The 23409-nt window shown below is 54.6% G+C and carries 19 protein-coding genes; 9 read left to right on the top strand and 10 right to left on the bottom strand.

Annotation, left to right across the window (positions count from 1 at the left end):
- Positions 1-98: 98 nt before the first annotated feature.
- Positions 99-1169, bottom strand: coding sequence for a hypothetical protein (locus tag HUO07_RS09140; protein WP_176303324.1), 1071 nt, complete (start codon positions 1167-1169; stop codon positions 99-101).
- Positions 1170-1494: 325 nt separating this feature from the next.
- Here HUO07_RS09140 and HUO07_RS09135 point away from each other — a divergent pair, with 325 nt between their 5' ends.
- The 3 genes from HUO07_RS09135 (at position 1495) to HUO07_RS09125 (ending at position 5958) form a co-directional block, all read left to right on the top strand.
- A complete protein-coding gene (locus tag HUO07_RS09135) occupies positions 1495-1875 on the top strand; it encodes a septal ring lytic transglycosylase RlpA family protein (protein WP_176303323.1) in 381 nt (126 codons plus the stop codon).
- A gap of 259 nt (positions 1876-2134) precedes the next feature.
- Positions 2135-3139 carry an NADP-dependent oxidoreductase gene (locus tag HUO07_RS09130; RefSeq protein ID WP_176303322.1) on the top strand — a complete coding sequence of 335 codons (1005 nt, stop codon included), beginning with the start codon at positions 2135-2137 and terminating at the stop codon, positions 3137-3139.
- Positions 3140-3408: 269 nt separating this feature from the next.
- Positions 3409-5958 (top strand): glucose/quinate/shikimate family membrane-bound PQQ-dependent dehydrogenase, encoded by a 2550-nt coding sequence (locus tag HUO07_RS09125; RefSeq protein ID WP_176303321.1) that lies wholly within the window; start codon positions 3409-3411, stop codon positions 5956-5958.
- Between the two features lie 72 nt (positions 5959-6030).
- On the opposite strand, the gene HUO07_RS09120 is transcribed toward HUO07_RS09125, so the two are convergent.
- Entirely contained in the window at positions 6031-8091 is a 2061-nt protein-coding gene (locus HUO07_RS09120) for a TonB-dependent receptor family protein (protein WP_176303320.1), read from the bottom strand.
- A 153-nt stretch (positions 8092-8244) separates the two neighbouring features.
- Here HUO07_RS09120 and HUO07_RS09115 point away from each other — a divergent pair, with 153 nt between their 5' ends.
- Positions 8245-8418, top strand: a complete 174-nt coding sequence (locus HUO07_RS09115) for a YqaE/Pmp3 family membrane protein (RefSeq protein WP_035538925.1) — start codon at positions 8245-8247, stop codon at positions 8416-8418.
- 73 nt (positions 8419-8491) lie between these two features.
- Here the strand turns inward: HUO07_RS09115 and HUO07_RS09110 are convergent, their stop codons facing one another.
- Together HUO07_RS09110 and HUO07_RS09105 are read right to left on the bottom strand one after the other, a co-directional pair.
- Complete coding sequence (locus HUO07_RS09110; RefSeq protein ID WP_176303319.1) at positions 8492-8968, bottom strand: nucleoside deaminase; 477 nt, start codon at positions 8966-8968, stop codon at positions 8492-8494.
- A gap of 63 nt (positions 8969-9031) precedes the next feature.
- Complete coding sequence (locus tag HUO07_RS09105; RefSeq protein WP_176303318.1) at positions 9032-10294, bottom strand: dicarboxylate/amino acid:cation symporter; 1263 nt, start codon at positions 10292-10294, stop codon at positions 9032-9034.
- Between the two features lie 396 nt (positions 10295-10690).
- On the opposite strand from HUO07_RS09105, the gene HUO07_RS09100 reads away from it, so the two are divergent.
- From HUO07_RS09100 to HUO07_RS09090, 3 genes are all read left to right on the top strand, one after another.
- Complete coding sequence (locus tag HUO07_RS09100) at positions 10691-11179, top strand: DUF6438 domain-containing protein (protein WP_176303317.1); 489 nt, start codon at positions 10691-10693, stop codon at positions 11177-11179.
- A gap of 65 nt (positions 11180-11244) precedes the next feature.
- Complete coding sequence (locus tag HUO07_RS09095) at positions 11245-11460, top strand: TIGR02450 family Trp-rich protein (RefSeq protein WP_176303316.1); 216 nt, start codon at positions 11245-11247, stop codon at positions 11458-11460.
- A 255-nt stretch (positions 11461-11715) separates the two neighbouring features.
- A complete protein-coding gene (locus HUO07_RS09090) occupies positions 11716-11922 on the top strand; it encodes a cold-shock protein (protein ID WP_007111402.1) in 207 nt (68 codons plus the stop codon).
- Between the two features lie 142 nt (positions 11923-12064).
- On the opposite strand, the gene HUO07_RS09085 is transcribed toward HUO07_RS09090, so the two are convergent.
- A complete protein-coding gene (locus HUO07_RS09085) occupies positions 12065-12934 on the bottom strand; it encodes a putative RNA methyltransferase (RefSeq protein WP_176303315.1) in 870 nt (289 codons plus the stop codon).
- A gap of 103 nt (positions 12935-13037) precedes the next feature.
- On the opposite strand from HUO07_RS09085, the gene HUO07_RS09080 reads away from it, so the two are divergent.
- Positions 13038-16223, top strand: a complete 3186-nt coding sequence (locus tag HUO07_RS09080; protein ID WP_176303314.1) for an acyl-[ACP]--phospholipid O-acyltransferase — start codon at positions 13038-13040, stop codon at positions 16221-16223.
- An 82-nt stretch (positions 16224-16305) separates the two neighbouring features.
- Here HUO07_RS09080 and HUO07_RS09075 read toward each other — a convergent pair whose 3' ends face one another.
- On the bottom strand, positions 16306-18060 hold the full coding sequence (locus HUO07_RS09075) for a mechanosensitive ion channel family protein (protein WP_217908839.1): 1755 nt from the start codon (positions 18058-18060) through the stop codon (positions 16306-16308).
- Between the two features lie 202 nt (positions 18061-18262).
- Entirely contained in the window at positions 18263-19231 is a 969-nt protein-coding gene (locus tag HUO07_RS09070; RefSeq protein ID WP_176303313.1) for an AraC family transcriptional regulator, read from the bottom strand.
- A gap of 143 nt (positions 19232-19374) precedes the next feature.
- On the opposite strand from HUO07_RS09070, the gene HUO07_RS09065 reads away from it, so the two are divergent.
- Positions 19375-20712, top strand: a complete 1338-nt coding sequence (locus tag HUO07_RS09065) for a tetratricopeptide repeat protein (protein ID WP_176303312.1) — start codon at positions 19375-19377, stop codon at positions 20710-20712.
- An 85-nt stretch (positions 20713-20797) separates the two neighbouring features.
- Here the strand turns inward: HUO07_RS09065 and HUO07_RS09060 are convergent, their stop codons facing one another.
- The 3 genes from HUO07_RS09060 to HUO07_RS09050 are packed head-to-tail and all read right to left on the bottom strand — an operon-like array spanning position 20798 to position 23374.
- On the bottom strand, positions 20798-21322 hold the full coding sequence (locus HUO07_RS09060) for a GDYXXLXY domain-containing protein (RefSeq protein WP_176303311.1): 525 nt from the start codon (positions 21320-21322) through the stop codon (positions 20798-20800).
- On the bottom strand, positions 21312-22406 hold the full coding sequence (locus HUO07_RS09055; RefSeq protein ID WP_176303310.1) for a DUF4401 domain-containing protein: 1095 nt from the start codon (positions 22404-22406) through the stop codon (positions 21312-21314). The genes HUO07_RS09060 and HUO07_RS09055 overlap by 11 nt, the downstream gene beginning before the upstream one ends.
- Entirely contained in the window at positions 22403-23374 is a 972-nt protein-coding gene (locus HUO07_RS09050; protein ID WP_176303309.1) for a DUF2157 domain-containing protein, read from the bottom strand. Before HUO07_RS09050 ends, HUO07_RS09055 begins: the two co-directional genes overlap by 4 nt.
- Between the last annotated feature and the right edge of the window lie 35 nt (positions 23375-23409).

Raw genomic sequence — 23409 nt, 5'->3', positions numbered from 1 at the left:
CAGTAAACAGTGCTAAAGCAGACACAATGCGTGCTTTTGGCAATGCCTTTTCAGCCTAGCTGGTTTAAATAAATTTACCGGGATAAGTGAGCTAGTAATTAAAGTTGAGGAGGAATTTCCGTCGGTTCCATTTCAATATTTAATTCGAACAAACCACTACCGGTAGCGCTAAAACCGCTTGCGCTTACCGTATAAGTACCAGGCAGCAATTGCTCTTGAAGACGGGAATCGGTGCCCCCTGCGCCGTCGTCGTCGCTGGCTGCAACGCCTTGTCCACTAATTTCAATCAACGTATCGAAATCAGCGGAGCGCATTTCTATGGTAACCAACGAGCTCTCTGCCAGCTCCAACTGATAGATCAGTGGTTCACCGCTGTACCAACCACTTAGCGATCCATCGGCAGTGAGTGACCCATCGTTGCGCAGCTCGCCATCGCCCGGTAGTTCGTGAGGCGCCACTAAAAGGGTATAAACCCCATTGCCATCGTCATAAGCACTGCGCGCGGTCAGCGTGTATTCACCGGCCTCAAAGAAATCGGCAATGCGGGCGTCTAAATCACCGGCACTGTCATCATCTTCACGGGTATAGCCGTTGGGTCCTTCTATGGCTAAGTAGGGGTCAAAATCATCAGAGCGCATTTCAAGCTGGTAAAGGCCCGCCTCTTCTATGTTCAGCGCTATTTCATCGGCATCGCCCTGCAACCAGCTGTCAAATGATTCGCCTATTATTACCGTGTCGGCATCGGTGAGCTCTACGCTGCGGCTATCAATGGTAAATGGGCCATAGCTATAGGCATCGGCCCCGCTTACCACCACGACATAGTCACCGCTTTCTTCGATACGGTGGCGAACAACAGGCGCATTATCGAGTAGCTGAAGCTGATCATCGTAAAGGGCCACAACGCCTTCCAAGGCACCATCAAGAGAGATTTCAACAATTTCATCTTCTTCTAGGGAGATTGCATAGCGCACAAAGCGGCTGCCATCGTTCCCGTTAAGCTCGCTAGCCAAGGTTATTTCCCCGCGTAAAGGCTCTGCAAGAATGAGCCTCTTGGTGGGCTTATCCTCAGCAGTTTGCAGCTGCAAGGGAATAACCTGAGCAGCCAGAAAACCGACGGCAGCGCCGCCCAACGCCACCAATTCAAATGCTAGCGAAGCCGATTTAGCCATGAACGATCCCTTGTTAAGTTGTAATGACAATCATTAATAAATTAAGCAAACGTGATTATAAGATGCTTAACGAAATCAAGTGAGCGTTTGATAAAAAATACTGCATTGCACAAATCTGATTTTTTACTAACTTAACCCCTGGGTTGATAAGTCACTGAAACTCAAGGGCACGAACATTGCGATTAAAAAATCTTGAAATTGAACCTAATTGCGTCGATCTTCTCAAAGCTTGCTGACCCGCAACGACAAGGGTACTATCGCAAGGCCTACTCGGCACCTCATCAAAGAATGCGGGATCCGTAATACGCAAAACTGAGGTACTCCTATGGGAGCCCAAAAACGACTGATCCGAACGATTTGTTTGGCAGCGGTAGTAGTTGGTAGCGCTGCTAATAGTGCTTTCGCACACGAAACAGATACACAGGAAGGCGTCGCCTCCTTTTACAGTGACCGCTTTCAAGGAGCCACCACAGCGAGTGGAGAGCCCTTTGACCAGCAGGCACTGACAGCCGCCCACCCTAGTTTGCCGTTTGGCACGAAGGTGTTGGTGACGCGCCCGGACACGGGGCAAGAGGTAGAAGTATTGATCAATGACCGCGGCCCCTTCGTTAAAGGGCGCATTATTGATTTATCCAAACGCGCGGCAGTGAAGCTTGGCATGCTACGCCGCGGTACAGCACCGGTTATGGTAACGCTGTTGGATTAACGGATAACACATTCTTGGTTGGTGTGTGATACCCCTTAGCCTAATTAATGCGACAGTAAACCAGTCAAAATAGTGCCACTCTATAAATACAGGGCGACCAGCAATGGTCGCCCTGTTTCTTTTGAGGTGCTTTATCTCCTACCGCTTTCTCATGCATGGCGAACTTGCAAGCAAGCTAATGGTCTCTATGCTGCAAGGAGTTCAACGCGCTTAGCTGAAACAGATAGCTCAAGGCGCCATTTATTCGCAGGAGGCATTTATGCAGTCACATTTTTATACGCTTACTGATTACCCCCAGGGCCTACCCGATCGCTCTCTGTTTAAACTGGAGACGCAAACGCTGCCTGAGCTAGCCGACGGAGAAGTGCGAATTCGTAATCGCTGGCTCTCTGTGGATCCTTATATGCGGGGCCGCATGAATGGCGTTCGCACGTATGTAGACCCATTTGAACTCGGCCAACCCATGGAAGGCGGCGCCATTGGCGAAGTGATCGAATCCAATGACGCAAGCCTCAAGGTGGGCGATCGTGTCAGCCATATGGGCGGCTGGCGTGATATTGCCCAACTGCCTGCCCAAGGGGTGACGCCACTACCCGACCTTGATGTTCCTGAACAGGCTTACCTGGGTGTGTTAGGCATGCCCGGCATGACCGCCTGGACCGGTCTTAATTTGATTGCTGAGTGCAAACCGGGCGATAACGTTCTGGTCAGTGCGGCCAGCGGTGCAGTTGGCTCATTGGCGGTTCAGTTAGCCAAAGCAAAAGGCTGCCATGTTGTGGGCATTGCAGGCGCTGCCCATAAGCTCGCTTGGCTTGAGTCACTGGGTGTCGAACCGGTCAGCTATCGCGATCGCAATGCGCATGAATTAAGCGACGCCATTAAGCTCGCAAGCCCCAACGGTATTGATGTGTATTATGAAAATGTGGGTGGCATTTGCCTGGAAGCTGCCCTCAGCCAGTTAAATGAAGGCGCCAGAATCGCAGTGTGCGGTATGATCGACGGTTACAACGACGCAGAGCCCACTCCAGGCCCCAGCAACCTGTCGCAACTGGTCACCCGTAAAGCTAAAATGCAGGGCTTTATCGTGGCGGATCACTGGTCGAGTTATCCCTACTTCCTAAACGAAGTGGCCCCGCAAGTCGCCGCTGGCAAACTGGCTTATAAAGAAACCGTGAAAGAGGGTTTAGAGAGCACCCCAGAGGCTTTCTTGGCCCTGTTTGAGGGCGGCAATACCGGTAAGATGCTGGTCAAACTAGACAGCTAATCGTTGCGTTAGATTAAACTTACAGGTGCTCCCTACCCCACACCCCAAAAGCCGCGCTACGTTGATAGTGCGGCTTTTTTATTGATCATTGTTCGCACTGGCCAACCAGAAATCATTAGACCAAAAGCGAATTGATTATTAAAATCGATTAGCTATTGAGATGTGTTTTAACCCATCGGCCTTGCTGATGGGTTAGGGCACTTTGCGGAATCGCCGCTTTGCAGCCACTGCCAAGTGGCATTCACTCGTTGTTAAATAGGGGTTACCTCATGGATGAACACTCACGTACGCACAGCAGATGGCCGCCGCTATTACTGCTTGGCCTTTTGCTAGTTGCGGCGGGACTTGCCTTGGCCATTGGCGGCGGCAAGCTGCTTAGCGTAGGAGGCAGTGCTTATTATTTAATTACCGGCATAGGCGTTATCGCCAGCGGTGTTTTACTGGCCATGCGCCGGGGCGCAGCGCTCTGGCTGTATGCGCTTATCTTGTTTGCGACGCTCGTATGGGCGTTATGGGAAGTCGGCTTAGACTGGTGGCAGTTGGTGCCACGCGTTGCGATTCTCTGTCTAATCGGGATTATTCTACTGCTTCCCTGGTGGCGTAAACCGTTACATTCACGGGGCGGCAGCTTGGCATTGGCAGGTAGCATTGTTGCTGCCATCTTGGTGGCTATTGCGAGTCAGCTGAGCGACCCAGACAGAATTGAAGGGACGATCTCCAACCCCAACGAAGCGGCTAGCACCGTTAACCCTGCGCAAGTAGCGGGAGACGACTGGCCTGCCTATGGCGGCACCAATGCAGGCACTCACTACTCATCGCTTGAACAGATTACGCCTGACAACATCGGTGAACTGGAAGAGGTATGGCGCATTCAAACCGGCGATGTGGCAGGACCCAGCGCGCCGCCCGAAATCACCAACCAGAATACCCCGCTTAAAGTAAACGACAGCCTATATATTTGTACCTCGCACAGCCGCGCGATGGCGCTCTCCCCGGAAACAGGGGAAACATTGTGGGAGTTTGACCCAGAGGTTAGCACGCAGGGTGCCGAGGATTTCTCACTCTGGGCCCATATGACCTGCCGCGGCCTCGCCTACTACGATGCAGCTAATTACGCGGCTGGCTCAGACACTAGCGAAGCAGCAGACGGCAGCGAGACCGGCAACAATAGTGCCGCGACGAGTGATACCGCGCTCTCCTTCGACATTTTCGATAACAGCGATATATTCAGCCTGGACCTCTCGTTCCTGTCTTTGATGTTTGGTGCTGAAGGCGCAGGTAACGCGCAACCCATGCTCAGCGAAACGGATGTCATGTGTCCACGCAGGCTTTACCTGCCCACCGCTGATGCACGTTTAATTGCGCTGAATGCCGACACCGGTGAACGGTGCGCCAACTTCGGCGAGAATGGTGAAGTCGACTTGACCAACAATATTGGCGACTTCGACCCTGGTGGTTACTACTCCACCTCGCCTGCAACGGTAACGGAAAACCTGGTTATTCTTGGCGGACACGTTACCGACAACAGTTCCACTGATGAGCCTTCTGGTGTCATCCGTGCCTTCGACGTGCATACCGGCGAGTTGGTATGGAACTGGGATAGCGGCAACCCCGATGACACCGAACCACTAGCTGAAGGCGAAACCTACACACGTAACTCGCCTAACGTATGGGCACCGATTAGCGTCGATGAAGAACTCGGCATGGTTTACCTGCCCATGGGCAACGCGACGCCTGACCAGTATGGCGCTAACCGTAGCGAAAACGATGAAACCTATAGTGCAGGTCTGGTAGCCCTTAACCTGGAAGATGGCCAGGTTGAATGGGTTTACCAGTTTGTTCACCACGACCTGTGGGATATGGACACACCTGCGCAACCGGTGCTGATTGACCTGGCCACTAATGAAGGTACCCAGCCCGCGGTGGTTCAACCGACCAAGCAAGGCAGCCTTTACGTCTTGAACCGTGAAACCGGTGAGCCAATCGTGCCCATCGAAGAAGTGCCTGCGCCGCAAGGCGCTGTTGAAGGCGACTGGACAGCGGAAACACAGCCACGCTCAGCGCTTAACCTACTGCCACCCCCGCTCACCGAGCGCGACATGTGGGGGGCGTCACCGTTTGACCAGATGCTGTGCCGCATTCAGTTCAACTCGTTGCGTTATGAAGGACAGTACACACCGCCTTCGTTGGAAGGCAGTATTGTTTATCCGGGTAATGTCGGGGTAATGAACTGGGGTGGCGTCGCCGTTGACCCTGAACGCCAAGCACTATTCACCGGCGCTAAATACTTGGCATTTGTTTCCAAGTTGGTACCTCGCGAAGAGGTAGAAGAAGGACAAGGTTCGGCTAGCGAACAGGGTTTGCAGCCTAATGCAGGCGCCCCCTATGCCGTTGAGCTTGGCCCACTGCTTTCCGTGCTAGGCCTGCCCTGCCAAGCGCCCTCATGGGGCGATGTGGCCGGTATCGATCTACAAAACGCAGAAGTGGTATGGAAACACCGTAATGGTACGACACGCGACAGCATGCCTTTCGACCTGCCGATTGGGCTGAATGTCGGTGTTCCCGCACTCGGCGGCCCGATCACTACTGCGGGCGGTGTATCGTTTCTGAGCGGCACGCTGGATCAGTACCTGCGCGGTTACGACATCACCACTGGCGAAGAGCTGTATAAAGCGCGCCTGCCAGCAGGTGGCCAAGCCACCCCCATGACCTACACCGGCGAAGATGGTCGTCAGTACGTGGTGGTCACGGCGGGTGGTCACGGCACCTTTGGCACCAAGATGGGTGACTATGTGATTGGCTACGCGCTACCTGAGTAACCGGTCGAGCTAATGACCCACCAACGAGAACGGGCGACCCAATGGGCCGCCCGTTTTTTTATGGCTGAAGGCTTAGAAACGTACTTCTAAGCCGCCATAAACACTGCGCCCGGGAGCAGGCTCGTAAAAGCGGCCAAAGGTGCCGTTCAAGCGAACATTGGCGTAGTGCTCTTCATCCAATAGATTGCGCACGCCCACATAGGCATTTAGCCGCGTATCGCTGCCCAACTGCCAGCCATCTCCTACACGCAGATTGACCAGCCAGTAGCTATCGACCTCGGTTTCATTGGCGTTGTCCGCCACCAAGTCACCCACGTATTGGGTTTCCAGGGTCGCAAAGCGCTCATCAATTCCTTCCCAGGTTAGCTGGTTGACCCAGGTCTGTTCAGGTAAGCCGGGGATGCGGTTGCCACCAAAGCTTTCCGTTGGTGTGGCAAATTGATCAAACTCATAGCGCGCTAGCGTCAGAGCACTATCCAACCGCCACTGGTCGGCCAACTGCCAACCGAGCGCCAGTTCGATGCCGTCGCGGTCGGTGTCGCCTGCGTTTTGGTAGAAGGTGCGGCCGCCGTCATCATACGGCACGAGCTCGTCACGCACGCGCACCGAAAATAGCGCCAGATCGTAATCCATGGCCAGCGGTTCAACGTAGCCCCGCAGCCCCACTTCACGATTCCAGGCTTTTTGCGGCGACACCGACGGGTTAAAACCACCGCCTGCCGGATTGGCAAACTCGGAGAACGTCGGCGTTTCAAACGCCGTACCGGTATTGATATAGGCTTGATGCTGCGGACGATAACGGTAACTTAACCCCGCCGAACCGCTCCACTCATTGAAGGTCTGGTCACCGCTTTGATCGCCATCGTCCAAATAGCGATCATCTACTTCTAGCTCCACTCGGTCAAAGCGTGCGCCAAGCGAGAGCGTTACCTGCTCGGTCAGCGCTAAATCGCCCTGGGCAAATACCCCAGCGGAGGTCGCCGTTTGGGTCTCTTCCGCCAACTGCTCACCGACAACGCCTTGGCCATTTACATCGTTCCTAAAGCGCTCGTCGTCTTGACGCGCCACATCGACACCGGTGATATAGCTCAGCGGCAGGCTGCCCAAGCTGACTTCATGGTGATACTCAGCACTCGCGCCCAGATAATCACGCTGGTAGCCGATACGGCTATCGCCCACGTAGGGTAGCTGCTGCTCAAAATCACGCTGTGCAACAAAGCCTTTTAAATAGAACTCACCAGGGCCGGCAGACAAATCTTCGTACTGTAAGCCAAGAAGCTGTTGATCGACATTTTGCCCAGCGTCTAGGGCGAGCGAGTTAGGCGCGGCTTGATCACGCCCTGCGGCTACTTCTCTGGCGTTTAAAGCGCCAGGATCTTCAGAGCGGGGGTTATCGAGCAGATTGATAATCGCGGTTAACGCTCGGTCGCTGCCTAATTCGCGACGTAGCTTGGCGTTCAGCAGGTACTTTTCCGTGGAGCTCTGCTCTCGATAGCCATCGACATTAAGCGCTGAAAAGCTCACATGGTGCGACCAATCCCCTTGGGCGCCACCGGTTTGCACGACCGCCTTACGGTAGCCATCGCTTCCCACCTCGGTACGCACGCTTGAACCAGGGTTATCGTGCCCATCCGCTGTTATGATATCAATCACTCCGCCTGCCGCATTGCCATAAAGCACCGAAGAAGGCCCACGGATGACTTCAATACGCTCGGCACTGTCCAGGTCAATGGCATCTAACTGCGCCTGACCGTCCGGCAGCGTGTAGGGAATACCATCGACCATCACGGTAATCCCGCGTACGCCAAACGGCGCGCGAGCACCAAAACCGCGGATGGAAATGCGCTGGCCCTGGGCGAAGTTATCGCGGTTCTGCAGAAAAACACCCGGCACACGCACCAGTGACTCATCCAATCGCGCACGCTGCTGACCTTGCGCAATGGCTTCGCGGTCAATGGTGGAAACCGCCGCGGGCGTATCATATAGCTCACGCGCCAAACGAGGCGCGGTCACCTCCACGGTGGCCAGGTTAATGTTGTTCGTCGGGCCCTCTTGAGCCCAGCTTTGACTTGCTACAAAGCAGCTCAACACCCCTAAAGACGCGGTGGTGACTTTCAATGTTATGTTGGGCATGGGGTCCCTCCCAGATAGTGTTAGTGGAAATTGAAAGCGTAAATGAACGATTTTCTATTGGGTTAGTCTCAGCTTATTCACCAAGGCCTGGATAAAACTTCCGACAGTGCCTACACTTGTACAAGTTACACCCCTGAAAGCAAAGGAGGCTTCATGGCGTTTACAGCGACTGATCCGATTAAGATGATTTTTGCCGTTATACTTCCCCCACTCGGCGTATTTTTTGAGGTCGGTTTTAAAGGGCATTTCTGGCTGAACATTATCCTAACGCTATTTGGCTTCATTCCGGGCATCATTCATGCGTTTTATGTGATTTTGAAGCACTAGCATTTGAAGTTGTTTGCTGATTGAGTATGACGCCGCCTAAGCTAACGCTTAGGCGGCTTTTTTGTGACATTAACTAAGGGTGTCCATGTCGACGCTGATGCAATGCATGCACGCTCTCATCAAGCTTAGGAATAGGGCCTTCTACCTTCAGCCCGGGCACCACCTGTTGAATAGGCAAAGTGGCAACAGGTGGCGGCCCAACCCCTAAATCCGCTAGCCAACTACTTAGCTGCTCTGATGAGCTCGCATAAACAATGCGCCCCAGCCCTACCCAGCCATGGGCAGCAGCACACATGGGGCAATGTTCGCCTGAAGTATAGACAGTCGCCGCTGCTCGCGCTTCTGGCGTCATATGCTTTGCTGCCCAGCGTGCCAGAGCAAACTCAGGGTGTTGGGTGGAATCACCACCGGCAATGCGGTTACGGTCTTCTGCCAATACTTCACCGTCAGCACTTACTAGCACACTCCCAAAGGGCTCATCGCCTGCCTCAAGGGCCTCTTCAGCCAGTTCAATGGCGCGCCTCAGATAGGTGAGTTCTCGATCATTCATCGTGAGTTCTCCTTTAAATCAACGGCGCTGACTTACTATCCCTTTCTTACTATCCCTTTCTTACTACACCTTTGCCGTGGCGGACGTATCTTCCAGAGCTGTCTCTTTCAACTCTTCGCCTTCGCTTCGGGCGACAACGGAGGTACCCACTAAATCGCCTGTCACGTTAAGCGCCGTAGCCCCCATACCTACCAATGCATCTATGGCAGTGAGCAGCGCAACCGTCTCTATTGGCAGTCCCACTTGAGCAAACACCGTGGCGATCATAATGATCCCAGCGCCTGGCACGCCTGCGGTACCCACCGACACCAACGTGCCAATCAGCACTATCTGCACCATGCTAATGAAATCCAGCGGCGCGCCAATCACGTTGGAAGCAAAGACCGCCGAAATCGCGATACGAATCGCCGCACCATCCATATTCAAGGTAGCCCCTAGTGGCAGGCTAAAGCCATAGATGCTTTTGGAAATTCCCAGCCGATGCGCAGCATTAATAGTGAGTGGCAGTGTGCCTGAGCTGCTTTGGGTGGCAAACGCGGTTGCCATGGGCGTACGTGCCTCACGAAAGAAGGTAAGTAGCTTGACGCCAAACAGCTGCATGATGCCGCAATAAATCAGCAAATGAGTGGCGAGTGCGATATACAGCACCACCACCATGTCGCCCAGCGATAGCAGCGTTTCCATCCCCTGCTGGCTTACCGTTTCGGCGACAATCGCAAACACGCCGATGGGCACGTAGTGCAAGACGCCCGACATCACTTTTAAGGTGACCTCATTGAGCGCTTCAATCACCTCATACAGACGCTCGCCCATCGCCTGCTGACGTTCAGACTGCCGCATTTTTAACAAGGCGATGCCAAACACCAGCGCTGTAAAAATAATACCCAGCATATTGAGCTCGGCGAATGCACCGATAATATTACTGGGCACGATATTAAGCAGGGCATCCACAACGCCAGGGTTATCCGGCACCGAGAAGCTGGCTTCCTCCTCCAGCCTCATTCCGCTACCCGGATTGAACAGGGAAGCGATAGTTAAACCCACGGTGATCGCTAATGCCGATGACGCTAAATAGTAACCAAATACCTTGCCGCCAATACGTCCTGCACTGCCCTCTCGTGACTGGTTCACACCCACCATCAGCGTAAACAGCACAATCGGAACAATCAGAAAAGTAAGCAGCCGGAGGAGCAAATCGCCTAACGGCGCCAGCCAGACCGCTACCGGCTCACCACCCACCAACCCGACCAAAACGCCCAGCACCAGTGCGATGGTGACGCGTAAAATCAACGACGCCTGTGAATAGGCTTTCCATATGCGAGTCATTTAAGTCCCTATAGGTTTACATGTGTGAGCAGGTCTAATGTGAGAAGCATGTGCCCCACTTATACATCTCATTCTATTAGTGTGGCACAGCGATATCGACAAGATAGGAAGGCGACAATAAATCAAGGCGGTACGCACTTTCTCTGCAGACAGCCGGAGAAACAGCTCACCACTATCGCAGGCCCGTTGGCTTTTATAGAGCACAGACGCCTCAAACATGCACAGCCTTGTGCATGTTTGTTAATTTAGCGATTACTTTATGGAAACTGTTGGCGTTAACGTACACTGCAAAGCCGAATCCCCTCATTCAAGCATTAAGGTATTGCTGGCACGAATGAAGTCCTCTGCAAATAACGTATCAAGTCAGATTATCTTTACAAGAAAAGGAGTTTTCGCATGCGTTTTTCTATTACCTGTTTAATGGTATCCACATTGGCGCTAATGACAGCGGGCTGCGCGCAGCATTCCGCCACGCCCAGCGAAAATAGCCTGGCTGAAATCCGTTATGAAGTAGGCCCTTGCTACGGTACCTGCCCTGTCTATAGCGTTGCGGTTGAGGCGGATGGTACAACCCGCTACATAGGTGAACGTCACACGGCCGTTGAAGGTGAGCGCACTCAGGCAGGCAATGCGACTGTCTTTCGTTCGCTGCAAGAGCGGCTAGCTGCGATGCAACCCGACATGGGCACAACGCAGCAAACCCTTGATTGCGAACCCCGTGCCACCGACCTGCCACATTACACAGTGACGTGGGTTAACCAGGATGGCGAACAAGCAGTGCTTGAACACGATACAGGCTGTCACTCTGCAAACGGTCGCGAACGCACCGAGACCCTAAGAGGCCTCAATGCAGAACTTGGCATTGAAAACTGGGTACAACAGTAAGCGCAATAGTCAGTGCATAATCACTGATGGCAGCTAACAAGCGATATCTTTGCCAAGGAGCGTCAATGCATACGATCAATCCGAGCAAGCTACACCACAGCAAATGGACGGCTGCCCAGCCAAGCAATAAAGAGAAGCACTTTATGGTTACCCAGTTGCTGCGCGATGAAGAAGAGAACGTAGTAGAGGTCGTGATTGAGGCTGTGTACTCTCATCGCGAACTCATTTTGCCGTGGCAAAGCTTAAAAGATGACAGCGTGTGGAAAGTGGGCTGGCGATAGAGGCTACTCAGTGAGCGCAAAGGTAAGATAATCAACAAAGGGTTTGACACGAGCTACATTTCATGACACTGTAGCGCCAGTTGGTTAGCAAGCAAGCATGGTTTCAGAAGTGTACGAAAAAGATTTAGAAATGTACGAGATAGACGAGTACAAAATCTTTCGGCAAGACTGTAATTGTATTCCTTGTTTTATCCGCTATTAATCTGGGTGATACCAGGAACTTTACAAAGCGCATTGCGCGAAAGGATTTTTACTATGTCTACTGGCACAGTTAAGTGGTTCAACGATACTAAAGGCTTCGGTTTTATTGCTCCTTCTGACGGCGGCGATGACCTGTTTGCCCATTTCTCTGAAATTCAAGCAGACGGCTTCAAAACCCTGCAAGAAGGCGCTAACGTTTCTTTTGACGTTACCCAGGGTAAGAAAGGCCTTCAAGCTTCAAACATCAAGCAAATTTCCTAAGTCTATTAAGACATAGCGCTTTAGAATTTGCTCGAACCTTCCGAGGTTCGAACGACAAGGCCCGCTTATGCGGGCCTTGTTGCGTTTGGGCACTGTTAACGTGACAAGCATGCTCACCAAAAAACCCTACTTTAGGCAACGGCTAAACTCGAAGCCACTGTACTACTCGCACTTCCACCGTTGTGACCAATTCCTCCAGTGCCGCTGCGCGCGCACGCCCTTCCACACTGGCCCGATAAAGATGCGGTGTCATCGCCAATAAATCGGCGATCTCCTCAGCTCCCTTTAGCGCTAGCGTGTAACGCACGTTCTCGCTGCTATGGTGGGCAAAACCTTCCGGCACTCCCGCCTCATTTGAACGCTCTGGCTTTAATGTGGGGTAGATAATTTCCCGTAGCTCTCGCAGATGATCTGGCCCCGCCTCCACTTGGAGCAGCACTCCACCGGCTTTTAATACCCTGGAAAATTCGCTATACACAGGAAAGCCAAACATACACAGAACGCTATCCAGTGTTCCCGCCTCTACGGGTAAGTGCGCATTGCTACTCACCACCCAACGACTTGTCGGCGTCTGCTTATTGTCCTGCTTCGCCGCTGCGAGCACTGCCCATTTAGAAATATCCAGCCCTATCAGCGCCAGTGATTGCGAGATTGGCGCGGCCTGGGCCAGTTGACGCAGGTAATAGCCTTCCCCACAGCCCGCGTCCAGACAACTTAGCGGCGAGCTGCCTGACGTAGGCGGCTCCTCAATATGGCGCAGTACAGCGCTACTGATCGCATCTGCAATGGGCTGATAGTGCCCCGCGTTTAAAAAGCGCTGCCGGGCTGCCACCATGGTTTTACTATCACCAGGGTCATGGGAGCGCTTCTGCTGCACAGGCAGAAGGTTCACGTACCCCTGCTTGGCAATATCAAAGCTGTGCCCAGCCGCACAACGCCATACATTGTCCGCAAGCTGTAGCGGTTCACCATCCAGCGGGCAAGCCAGTGCCTGAAAAGGGCTCATGCTCATAGGTGTTTCATCTTAAATTAAGAGATAGTGTATAAAAATGTGGTTAAGAAAGTACGTCATTGAGAGTGCGATAACGCAAAAATACGGTAAAGGCTAACACACCATGTATCGACTGCTGCGCATAACAGGCGCCTGGCCCTACCTGATCGCTATCTTTCTCAATGCCTTTGTGGATCTGGGGCACAAAATCGTGATCCAGAACACAATCTTCAAAAGTTACGATGGCGAAACTCAGGTAGTACTCACCGCGCTTGTGAATGGGCTGATTCTACTGCCATTCATCTTGCTGTTCAGCCCGGCTGGTCACGTAGCCGATAGCTACCCCAAAGTGCGTATTCTACGTGTCTCTGCTTGGATCGCAGTAGCGGTATCGCTGGGCATTACCGCTGCTTACTATCAGGGTTGGTTTTGGCTGGCATTTGCCATGACGCTACTTCTCGCCATCCAGTCGGCGTTCTACTCTCCGGCCAAATATGGCTTGGTAAAAGGCTTGTTCGGCAAACCTCGCCTAGCGGAAGCCAACGGACTCGTTCAGGCCATCACCATTGCTGCCATCCTGGCAGGAACAGTGTTTTTTACGACGCTGTTTGAAACCTGGGTCTCGTCTGATAAGCAAACGCCAGCGCAGCTGTTACGCCAAACAGCCCCACTGGGTTGGCTATTAGTGCTCAATAGCGTTATCCAAGTCATCACGCTGTATCGCCTGCCATTGGATGAAACCACCCGCTCCGATACGCCGCTAACCTGGCAACGCTACCTCAAGGGTACGGCGCTTAAAGATAACCTGAGGATTATCGCCCGTCAGCCAGTCCTCAGGCTCTCCATTATCGGCCTTGCCACCTTTTGGTCAGTGGGCCAAGTGCTACTCGCGGCCTTCCCCGCCTATGCCAAAGATGCCCTCAACGTCGGTAACACACTGGTACTACAAGGCATTCTAGCCGCCAGCGGTATCGGCATTGCGCTGGGCTCACTGTTGGCCAGCAAGTTATCTCACAACCGCATTGAAACCGGTCTAATCCCCGTGGGCGCTATCGGCGTGGCCGTCGGCTTATGGTGCCTGCCGCTGTTAACTACGCCCGCTAGCCAGGCAGTGAATTTTGTTTTTATTGGCATCATGGGCGGTCTGTTTATCGTCCCCCTCAATGCACTGATTCAGTTTCACGCTGCCGACAAAGAGTTAGGCACCGTACTGGCCGCCAACAACTGGTTCCAGAACATCGCCATGCTGAGCTTTTTGGTACTCACGGCGCTGTTCGCGCTGGCGGGTGTGGATAGCCACTATCTGCTGCTACTGATCGCTACCGTGGCGATGGTGGGCGGCGGTTATACAATCTTCAAACTGCCGCAAAGTCTGGTGCGCTTTCTATTAAGCTTCTTGCTGACCCGGCGCTATCGGGTAGATGTGTATGGCCTGGAGAACCTGCCCGCCCAGGGTGGCGTACTGCTACTGGGCAATCATATCAGTTGGGTGGACTGGGCCATGGTGCAGATCGCCAGCCCTCGCCCAGTGCGCTTTGTGATGCTGAAATCGGTTTACCAGCGCTGGTACCTCCGCTGGTTCTTCAAAGCGCTGGGCTGTATTCCCATTGAGCGCGGCAGCGGTGCCGAACAGGCGCTCGCCGATGTGGCCTCACAGCTCAATGCGGGAGAAGTGGTGTGTCTGTTTCCTGAAGGGGCCATCAGCCGCACTGGTCAACTGGGCGAATTCCGCCGTGGTTACGAGCGCGCCTGTGACATGGCAAATCCAGACGTCAAAATCGTACCGTTCTACCTACGTGGCCTATGGGGCAGCCAGTTCTCCCGCTCCTCCAGCAAATTAAAAGAGATGCGTAACGCCCCACTGCACCGTTCGGTGATCGTCGCGTTTGGCAAGCCGCTACCCAAAGATACCCCTGCCGATGTGCTTAAACGGCGTATTTTTGAACAGGCAACCCGCTCTTGGCAGAGAGCCATGGACGAACTGCCGACGCTACCCAATGCCTGGATTCAGACTGTCAAACGACGGCCTAGCGACCTTGCCTTGGCGGACACCCTGGGCAGCCCGCTTAATGCAAGCCAAGCGTTAAGCGCCAGCCTGTTACTGGCGAAACGTATTCGCAAACTCAATCCAAGTCAGAACGTTGGCCTACTGCTACCTACCAGCAGCACCGGCGTCATTGCCAACATGGCCACACTGCTGGCCGGCAAAACGGTAGTAAACCTCAACTACACCGCCCCCCAGGAAGTGCTCGCGTCTGCGCTTTCCCAGGCGGAAATTGCAGTCGTTTTCACCTCACAACGGTTTGTGAAGAAACTGGAAAAGAGCGGGTTAAACATCAGCCAATTACTAAACGGGAAGCAGGTGGTCTATCTAGAGCACCTGCAGAGCGACATTGGCACCGCCGAGCGCTTGGGTACCTGGTTAGCCGTTCGCCTATTCCCGACATGGCTGATACGACATGGTTTCTGCCATAGTCACGATACTGATGCCACCGCGGCCATTGTGTTCACAAGCGGCAGCGAGGGCTCCCCCAAGGGGGTAATGTTGAGCCATCGCAACCTGATGGCCAATATTAAACAGACCTCTGACGTGCTCAATACCCAGAGCGACGATGTAGTTATGGGGTCGCTGCCTCTGTTTCACGTCTTTGGCTTCACGGTGACCCAGTTGCTTCCGTTAATCGAAGGGTTGCCGCTGATCTGCCATGCCAACCCCGCGGATGCTGTCGGCATTGCTGGCGCCGTTGCCAAGCACAAAGCTACCCTTTTGTTTAGCATGTCCAGCTTCCTGTCGATGTTTGTCAGCAATTCAGCCGTGCATCCGATGATGCTGGAAAGCCTACGGGTGGTAGTTGCCGGAGCCGAAAAGCTCGACGAGGTTGCGCGCATCCGTTTCGAGCTGAAGTTTCACAAACCCGTTTATGAAGGCTACGGCGCCACCGAAGTTGCCCCCGTGGCCTCCGTGAATCTACCCGACGCTCTGGGCGTTAATTACCAGCAGGTACAGCGCGGCAGCAAACCAGGTACCGTAGGTATGCCGCTGCCCGGCACCAGTTTCAAAATCGTCAAGCCAGAAAGCTTCGAGGAACTTCCTACCGGAGAAGCAGGCATGGTGTTAATTAGCGGCCCCCAGATTATGCAGGGTTACCTCAACGAACCACAGCGCACTGCCCAGGCGATCCACGAAATGGATGGCCAACGCTGGTATATCACGGGGGACAGAGGGTTCATTGACGAAGACGGTTTTTTGACGCTGATTGACCGTTATTATCACCCAGCCAACGCAGACAATGGTGATGCTCAGCTTTAAATTTAAAGGGGAGAAACTCTCCCCTCATAGGTAATAGTAAGGCAGCGTTTTGAGCTGCCTACTTGCCTGCTGATGAGTCCGCCTAAGGATTATCTACTTCAGGGCTATTTTCCTCAGAACTGTTTTTTTCGGAACTACCCGTCCCCGACGAGCGGGTGCCCTGCTCGCCGCGGGCGATATCGTTGTGGCTGATCACCACGATATCTCTTGGCCACCACTCGGGATAGTTATCACGGATATACGCCAATAGCCTCTCTCGCACGTTCATCTCTGCCGTCCAGCCCGCTAGCGGGTCTGACGTCATAAGGTAACAGGTGACGGTTTGTGCCGTTCCTGTTTGAGCGGTCACGTAACACAGCAATTTATGGTGTTCGATAACGCTATTTTCCTCTTTGGCTACTTCGAGGAATTTATCTCTTAACAACCCTATATCGGCACTGAGGTGGAGTGTCAGCTCTAGCGTCCGATACATCTTGGTGCTCTTCACCGACAAATTATCGAAAGGCTTAGACGTAAAATAGGTGACGGGCACAATCAAACGCCGCTCGTCCCATGACCTCAGCCGAATAAAGGTATAAAAAATGCCTTCTACATAACACCACTGGCCTTCAAAAACCACCAGATCACCAATACGAATAGGCTTGGCAAACGACAGCTGAAACGACGACAGGATATTACCCAGCACCGCTTGCCCCGCGACACCCACTAGTACCGCTAACACACTGGCAGAGGCTAGGATAGAAAGGCCGAGGGATTCAAAGAGCTGGATCTGCCCCAGTATATAAATCGATACACCGGTCACGGTGATCAGAATAATAATACGGCGCAGCGCGTAGAGAGAGGTTAGCAGCCTGCGCTCGTCTCGCGGTTTCGTGTCATCAATCTCGCCCACTAAGCGCCGCGTCATCCGCAGCATAATGGTATCCACTAAGCGCAGCGCTATCGTCCCTGCTCCCCAGGCTAAAATACTGATTAACAGCACTCGGAAGGTCGTCGTGGCGACCGCCGAAAATGACACCACATAATCCAGCAATCCCTGGGTGACTAATGACATCGCAATCAGCGCCGCAGGCATACCAATTTGACTAGCAAAAATGCTCGACACGCCGGAAGGCAACCATTTCGACATCAACCCGATCAGATGATGGACTCCCCACCCCACCATGCCGACGACCAGCAAAAAGAGCGGAATAGCGATCCATTCCCAAATCCGCAGAAGGCCAAACGACGCCTGGAAGCGCTCTGGGATGTAGCCTTCTAGCATTGACGGACCGTACTGCTCATACAGCACTGGAATATATGACACGCTAATGGGCATGATCAGCCAGACGGGCTCTTGATCACCGACCCGATACCTACCCAGACGAATATCGTAAGTTTCTCCATTGGCCTGCATAGAGGAGACTTCGATATTGCGGCGCGCCTCACCGACACGCGGGTTTTGGCCCGAAGAGTCTTCAATAACAGCATCTTCCCGCCCCGGCAGGTCAGACACACTCAACCATTCCCCGCGCTGGAAAATCTCGGCCAGTTGCCGGGCCAGTTCACGCCCCTGTTCTGGCTGCTCATCTACTGCGAATTCGGAAAGGTTGAGCATATGGGCAGCGGCTTCATACTCCTCCTGATCCGTCAGTTCAAGGAAACTTCTGATTGACTCACGGGGTGTTACTCGATTTGCTTCTTCAGGCGGTTCTCCCAGGCCACTATTTATCGCATCGACGGTAAACCACCGACTGTTCTCGCTCTCTCCTCCTTGAGTTTGCGCTGCGCATAGGCCGGAAAATGTCAGCACTACTACCAACAAACACCATGCGAACCACGAGCTGTTTACTTTCATACATACCTTAATTGAAGTAGGTGAACCACGTTGCCAACCACCGACACGCTAATTAATAGCCCGCCCAAGGGTCATCTTGGCGCCATCCTTGTCAGTGAAAAGAAGAATTACAGCCTACCTTTCTGTAGGGTGCAAGCTACAGAGTGCAAGGCGTCGTAGGACCGCGCTGAGGATCATCTGTATTTGTGTTCATTAACTAAATTCATGGTTCCTCCGGTGCGCGATGCCGCCTTCGCCATGTCGCCGGCGGTGTCCCTAATGCACGCTTGAACGCCTTGCTGAAAGCGGCTTCTGACTCGTACCCCGCTTCTAGTGCGATAAGCGAGATGGGCGCCAGTGTCTCGCGCAAGCGACGTGCGGCGGTCTGCATACGCAATCTCGCCAGATAACGCATCGGCGGCACACCCACCAACTCAGTGAAATGCTCGGCAAACGCAGAGCGTGAGAGCCCGACCTGGCGGGCGAGATCTTGCGTCGTCCAGTGACGCTCGGGGAAGCCATGCAATTGGGTCAGCGCTCGGCTGACGAAGGGGTCGCGCAATCCGCCAACCCAGGTACGCTGCTCGGGCGGCAAACGCGTGAGATAGAGCTGTGCCGCCTCGATGAAAAGCAGTTCGGCGAGTCGGGCAAGCAACGTGGGCGAACGTACAGTGCCCGCTGTTAATTCCGCGGCGGCAAAACGGAAGGAGCTTTCGATCCATGCCCTGGCTGCCCCCTCGGCCACGTTCAGTGTCATAACACTAGGCAGCACGCCGATCAATGCATTGCAGGGCGTTTCGCTGTGCAAAAAGCCACACAACAGACGGGTGGTTTCGCCACCGCCCCCGTGGATGATCCGAGCCAACCCGCCTTCATGCATGGGCTGTAGAAGGTTGTCGACGCTGACGGGTGGGCCGCCCAACTCGCTGCCAAGTAGATGCGGATCGTTACGCGACAAAAGCACAATATGCCCGGCCGACACGGCTACCGGCAGATCCTGGCCTACCTGTAACAGTAGTTGACCAGCGCTGACGTAGTGATAGGCCAGGATGCCTTCAGGCACGGGGGTGAACGGGCGACAATCTTCCGGAGTGACCTGTGCCACCACACACCAGGGCGCAGAAAACTCGGCATCAAGAAAGATGCCACCGGTAAAGCGGATCATGCGCAGCACATCAAGTGCAGCATCCATGGGTTTGTGTCTCTATCACGGCGGATCGGACAACAACACCGGCGCCTCGGCCATTATGGTTTCCCGTGCCTCAACGTAGTCTAGCAGACTGGTGAGCGGACAGGCCGCCGCCAATAATGACAACCAACAATGGAGCCATGCTGATGTTAACTGACCGCCAAGGTAACGCCCTGCCCGGCGCCACCACCGAAACACGAAAGCTTTACCACCACGCCATCGACGCCTTCAATCTGTATCGCGGCGACCCTGTTACCCCGCTGAATCAGGCCATCGAAGCCGCCCCCAAATTCACCATGGCACGCATTGCCAGAGCCTATCTATTTGCCCTGGCCACAGAGCCCGCCGCTGCAGACGCCGCCAAGACCGACCTGTTCGCTGTCAAACAATCCCGATTGAATGACCGAGAAGCCTCCCATGCCGCCGCCCTCGATCAGTTACTTGCAGGCGAGTGGACCGCCGCGGGGCTCGCCCTGGATTACCATAATCTACGCTATCCACACGACCTACTCGCTCTGCAGGCTGGCCACCTGATCGACTTCTATCGCGCTAATGCCCGCAATCTACGTGACCGGCTCGCCCGTGTGCTGCCCCGGTGGTCGCCGGACATTCCTGGGCATTCAATCGCCATGGGTTTTTACGCCTTCGGACTGGAGGAGACAGGCGACTACGCTCGTGCAGAAGAGATTGGCCGGCAGGCGCTGGATGTGCAGCCGCTCGACTGCTGGGCGCATCACGCCGTGGCCCACGTGATGGAAATGCAGGGCCGAGCTCAGGACGGCATCGGCTGGATGACCGCGCGTGAGCCTTACTGGTCCGGTGACGATAACCTGTTCAAGGTTCACAACTGGTGGCATCTCGCCCTCTGCCATCTCGACCTCGGCAACACCCAGGATGTGCTAACCCTCTATGACGGCCCGATTCGTCAGGCGCGCAGCAACGTTGTGTTAGATATGATTGATGCCTCAGCGTTGCTATGGCGGCTAACTCTTACCGGTCAGGACGTGGGCTCACGCTGGCAGGAGCTGGCAGCAGCCTGGGATCAGCACGCAGACGGCACGCTTTATCCCTTCAACGACTGGCATGCCGTGATGGCCTATCTGGGCGCCGGACGCGAGGATCGGGTGGAAGCGCTGCTGGCAACGCTTCGCACTCCCGGCCGCAGCTCCGAGACTGCGAATTGGGCCCGACATATCGGTCTGCCTTTAGCCGAGGGGTTTGTAGCCTTCTGGCGCGGCCACTACGACACCGCAGCCGAGCGCCTGCACCCGGTGCGCTTTATCGCCAACGTTTTCGGCGGCAGTCACGCCCAGCGCGATATCATCGACTGGACGCTGACCGAAGCCGCCTTACGTGGCGGAAATCGCGAACTGGCTGAAGGAATGGCCAACGAACGCTTGGCGCTAAAGCCACATAGCCCCATCAACCGCGACTTCCTGCGCCGGGCCACCGCCCCGGTCGTCACGGAGCAACAGATCGCCTAAAACCCGAAGGCGGGTGCTACCCAACAACGTAAGCGGCAGCACCCGCCCTTCATTGATAGGATGGAGGGCTAAAGGGCTGAAGTTTTCAAGGGCTGAGATGCACAAGAGCTTCATCGTGAAGAGAAACCAGCAAGGGTTCGCCATCATCGTTGATACGAAACCGACCATAGCGAGCCAGCTCATAGTGTTCAGCATCGCCTTCCTGAAAAAAGAACGCATCGGTGGCGAAGCGCACCTGACCATTGCGCAGCCGATACTGTAGTTGCCGTTCGTCGTTACCCAACGTGCCTTCGCCGTCTGCCAATCGCTGAAAATGGCCAATGCGCTGTTCGTCCAAGCGCACGATAGCGTAGCCATCATGCGCTTTTGGAGTGTCGCTGCCATGTCGACTTTGAAGCGCACGTTGAATATCGTTGCTAAGTGCAAAGTTAAGGGCCATGTAGTCGCCCTGCATTAACGAGCGCGGGTCAACTGGCGCCAGCTCCAGATAAACGACTTCGCCTTCTGCTAAGTGGCGCTCTTTCTGCCAGATTGACCCGTTCACCACTACCAGGATCAGCAATGTAGCCGCAATGACAACAGCCCGGGACCACTTAACGCTAAGCATCATGGTCTAAACTCCCATCGTCTGACGTGGCAACCGGTGTGCTTAACCACTGGCGTAATGCCCAGCGCAATAACAGTAGCAGTCCTCCTATTACCAATAGCGTGAGTGACTTCAGCAACAGCGTGGACTCCAGCCAGTAGTAATAACTGCCAATCCCCAACAGTAGCGACAGCACACCAGCGCCCACCAGCACACGATGACCAATGGCAAAGCCTAATGACATCACCACCACGCCCTGCCCGACACTCGGCACATAAAGTGACACGATGAGCAGTGCGGCCGCGCAAGGGTAGGCCGCCCAGCGCCCCCTGGATGAAGAAAAGCGCTGAAACACGCTTAGAAAAACCAGCAGTAACGCCAGCGCTAACAATGCAACACTTAACCACGGCGTTAACCCCGCCCAAGCGCTATCCGTCATGTCATTTAGCAGCGGTAACGCTTGCCCGCTATGAGCCAGCCATTGAATGACCAACAGGCCCAACAGCAAGCCGTACCCCCACGCTTGCACATCCTTAAAACGCCCAGGCCAACGAAACTCATTCAGCCAAAGCAGCGTGATTGCCAGCAGTACAAGTCCGCTCGCCACCGCTGCCATAGCACTCGTTGCCAACGCCATATAGAGAGCCAAGCTGGCGGCAAAGGCAGAAAACCCGCGATGCACTTGGCTTGGCATTATCAGCGCCAGTACGCACTGTAGGCCAAAGAGAGACCACCCCAGCAGCGCCCAAAGCGAGTCAGGAGAGGCTTCCCACCACTCCACCAATGCCCAGGCAACTAGCAGTTGCCCAGCCAAGCTAATGGCCAGCGCCAGGTGTTCCAGCACATCGCTGCGAGCCCGGCGAAACAGCCCATAAGCCGCACTGATCATCGCAAGCCCCAAGCCCATAGACGCCGCTGGGCTCTCCACTACAAACACAACGCCCATGGCGATAAAGCCGAGCAGAAACAGCGCTGCCAACCAGCCTGAAAAGGCCTGCAATGCCCGTACGAACCAAGGCGTTTGTAGTTGCGCTGGGGAAGTGGGCTCGTTTAGCGGAATACCCGCTTGGCTGAGCCTAACGCTTAAATCATTAACGTTGTTCGTCACTGGGCAAGCTCCCGATGTAGCCGCTTCAGCCATACCACGGCCCCGGCGCCCATCGCCAGCACCGCGATGGTGATCAACAGCAGGCTTCCCTCCTGCCAATCACCTTCCCAAAGCAATAGCCTGGCAAGCAGCAGTGTGGTCACCGTTAACGCCGAGACACAGCCGCCCGCGATCATAAACAGCTCAGGCCGCCAATAGCGGTAAATGCTATACAGCGCCGCCAACCAGAGTGGGTAAATCACCAACACTGGCGACCATACGAGGCCGACATCAGTGATCAACGTTACTGCTAACAGCGTCATGGGCACCCCACTGCCCACCGCGAGCAAGCGTGGTGCCCACTGCCGTGGCCAGCCCCGGTAACGGGCGCCCCACTCCCAGATGATTAATACCAGGGTGTTAAGCTCAAACAGCCCCCAAAGCGCGGCATCGCTACTGGCCAAAACGCCAAACGGCCCGCCCCAGGTGCGGAAATAGAGCCCGATAGCCAGATTCATTAACCCGAGCCAAAGCATCCACAGCAGCTCAAAACGTGCCACCCATACCCAGGGAAGCGTCAGCACTGCCCAGGTAAAAAATAGCTGCCACGGGTCGGCACCGGTCTGGTACACCTGCCCGAACAGCGCCAACAGCACGCCCACCAATAAAGTGGCCGATGTTAGCGCCGCACGCTGAACCATGAGGCTGTCCTTGGGCCAAGTGGCGACAACTACCGCCAGCACCAACGCTGCCTGTACCACGCCAAAGCGCAGCCAACGGCCCATCTCGGCCCAGTTATAAGCTACGAAAAACAGCACCGCGAAGGCCAACGCCAGCCCGCCTAGCCACAGTAGCAATCGATCAACAAACCCGGCCCAGGCGCGATTTGATGGGTACAGCCCAGAGGCTTGCACCGCGCGCGTCAGCTCTTCAGGCGGTATCACGCCCTGCTCTATCAGTGATATCAGTTCACGGCGGGTAGATGCCATGGGGGTTCCTTGTCGATAGAGGAGAGACATCAAGC

Origin of the sequence: Vreelandella maris (assembly GCF_013371085.1) — a bacterium.
Classification (GTDB): domain Bacteria; phylum Pseudomonadota; class Gammaproteobacteria; order Pseudomonadales; family Halomonadaceae; genus Vreelandella; species Vreelandella maris.
This window is presented reverse-complemented; position numbering and strand designations above follow the sequence as displayed.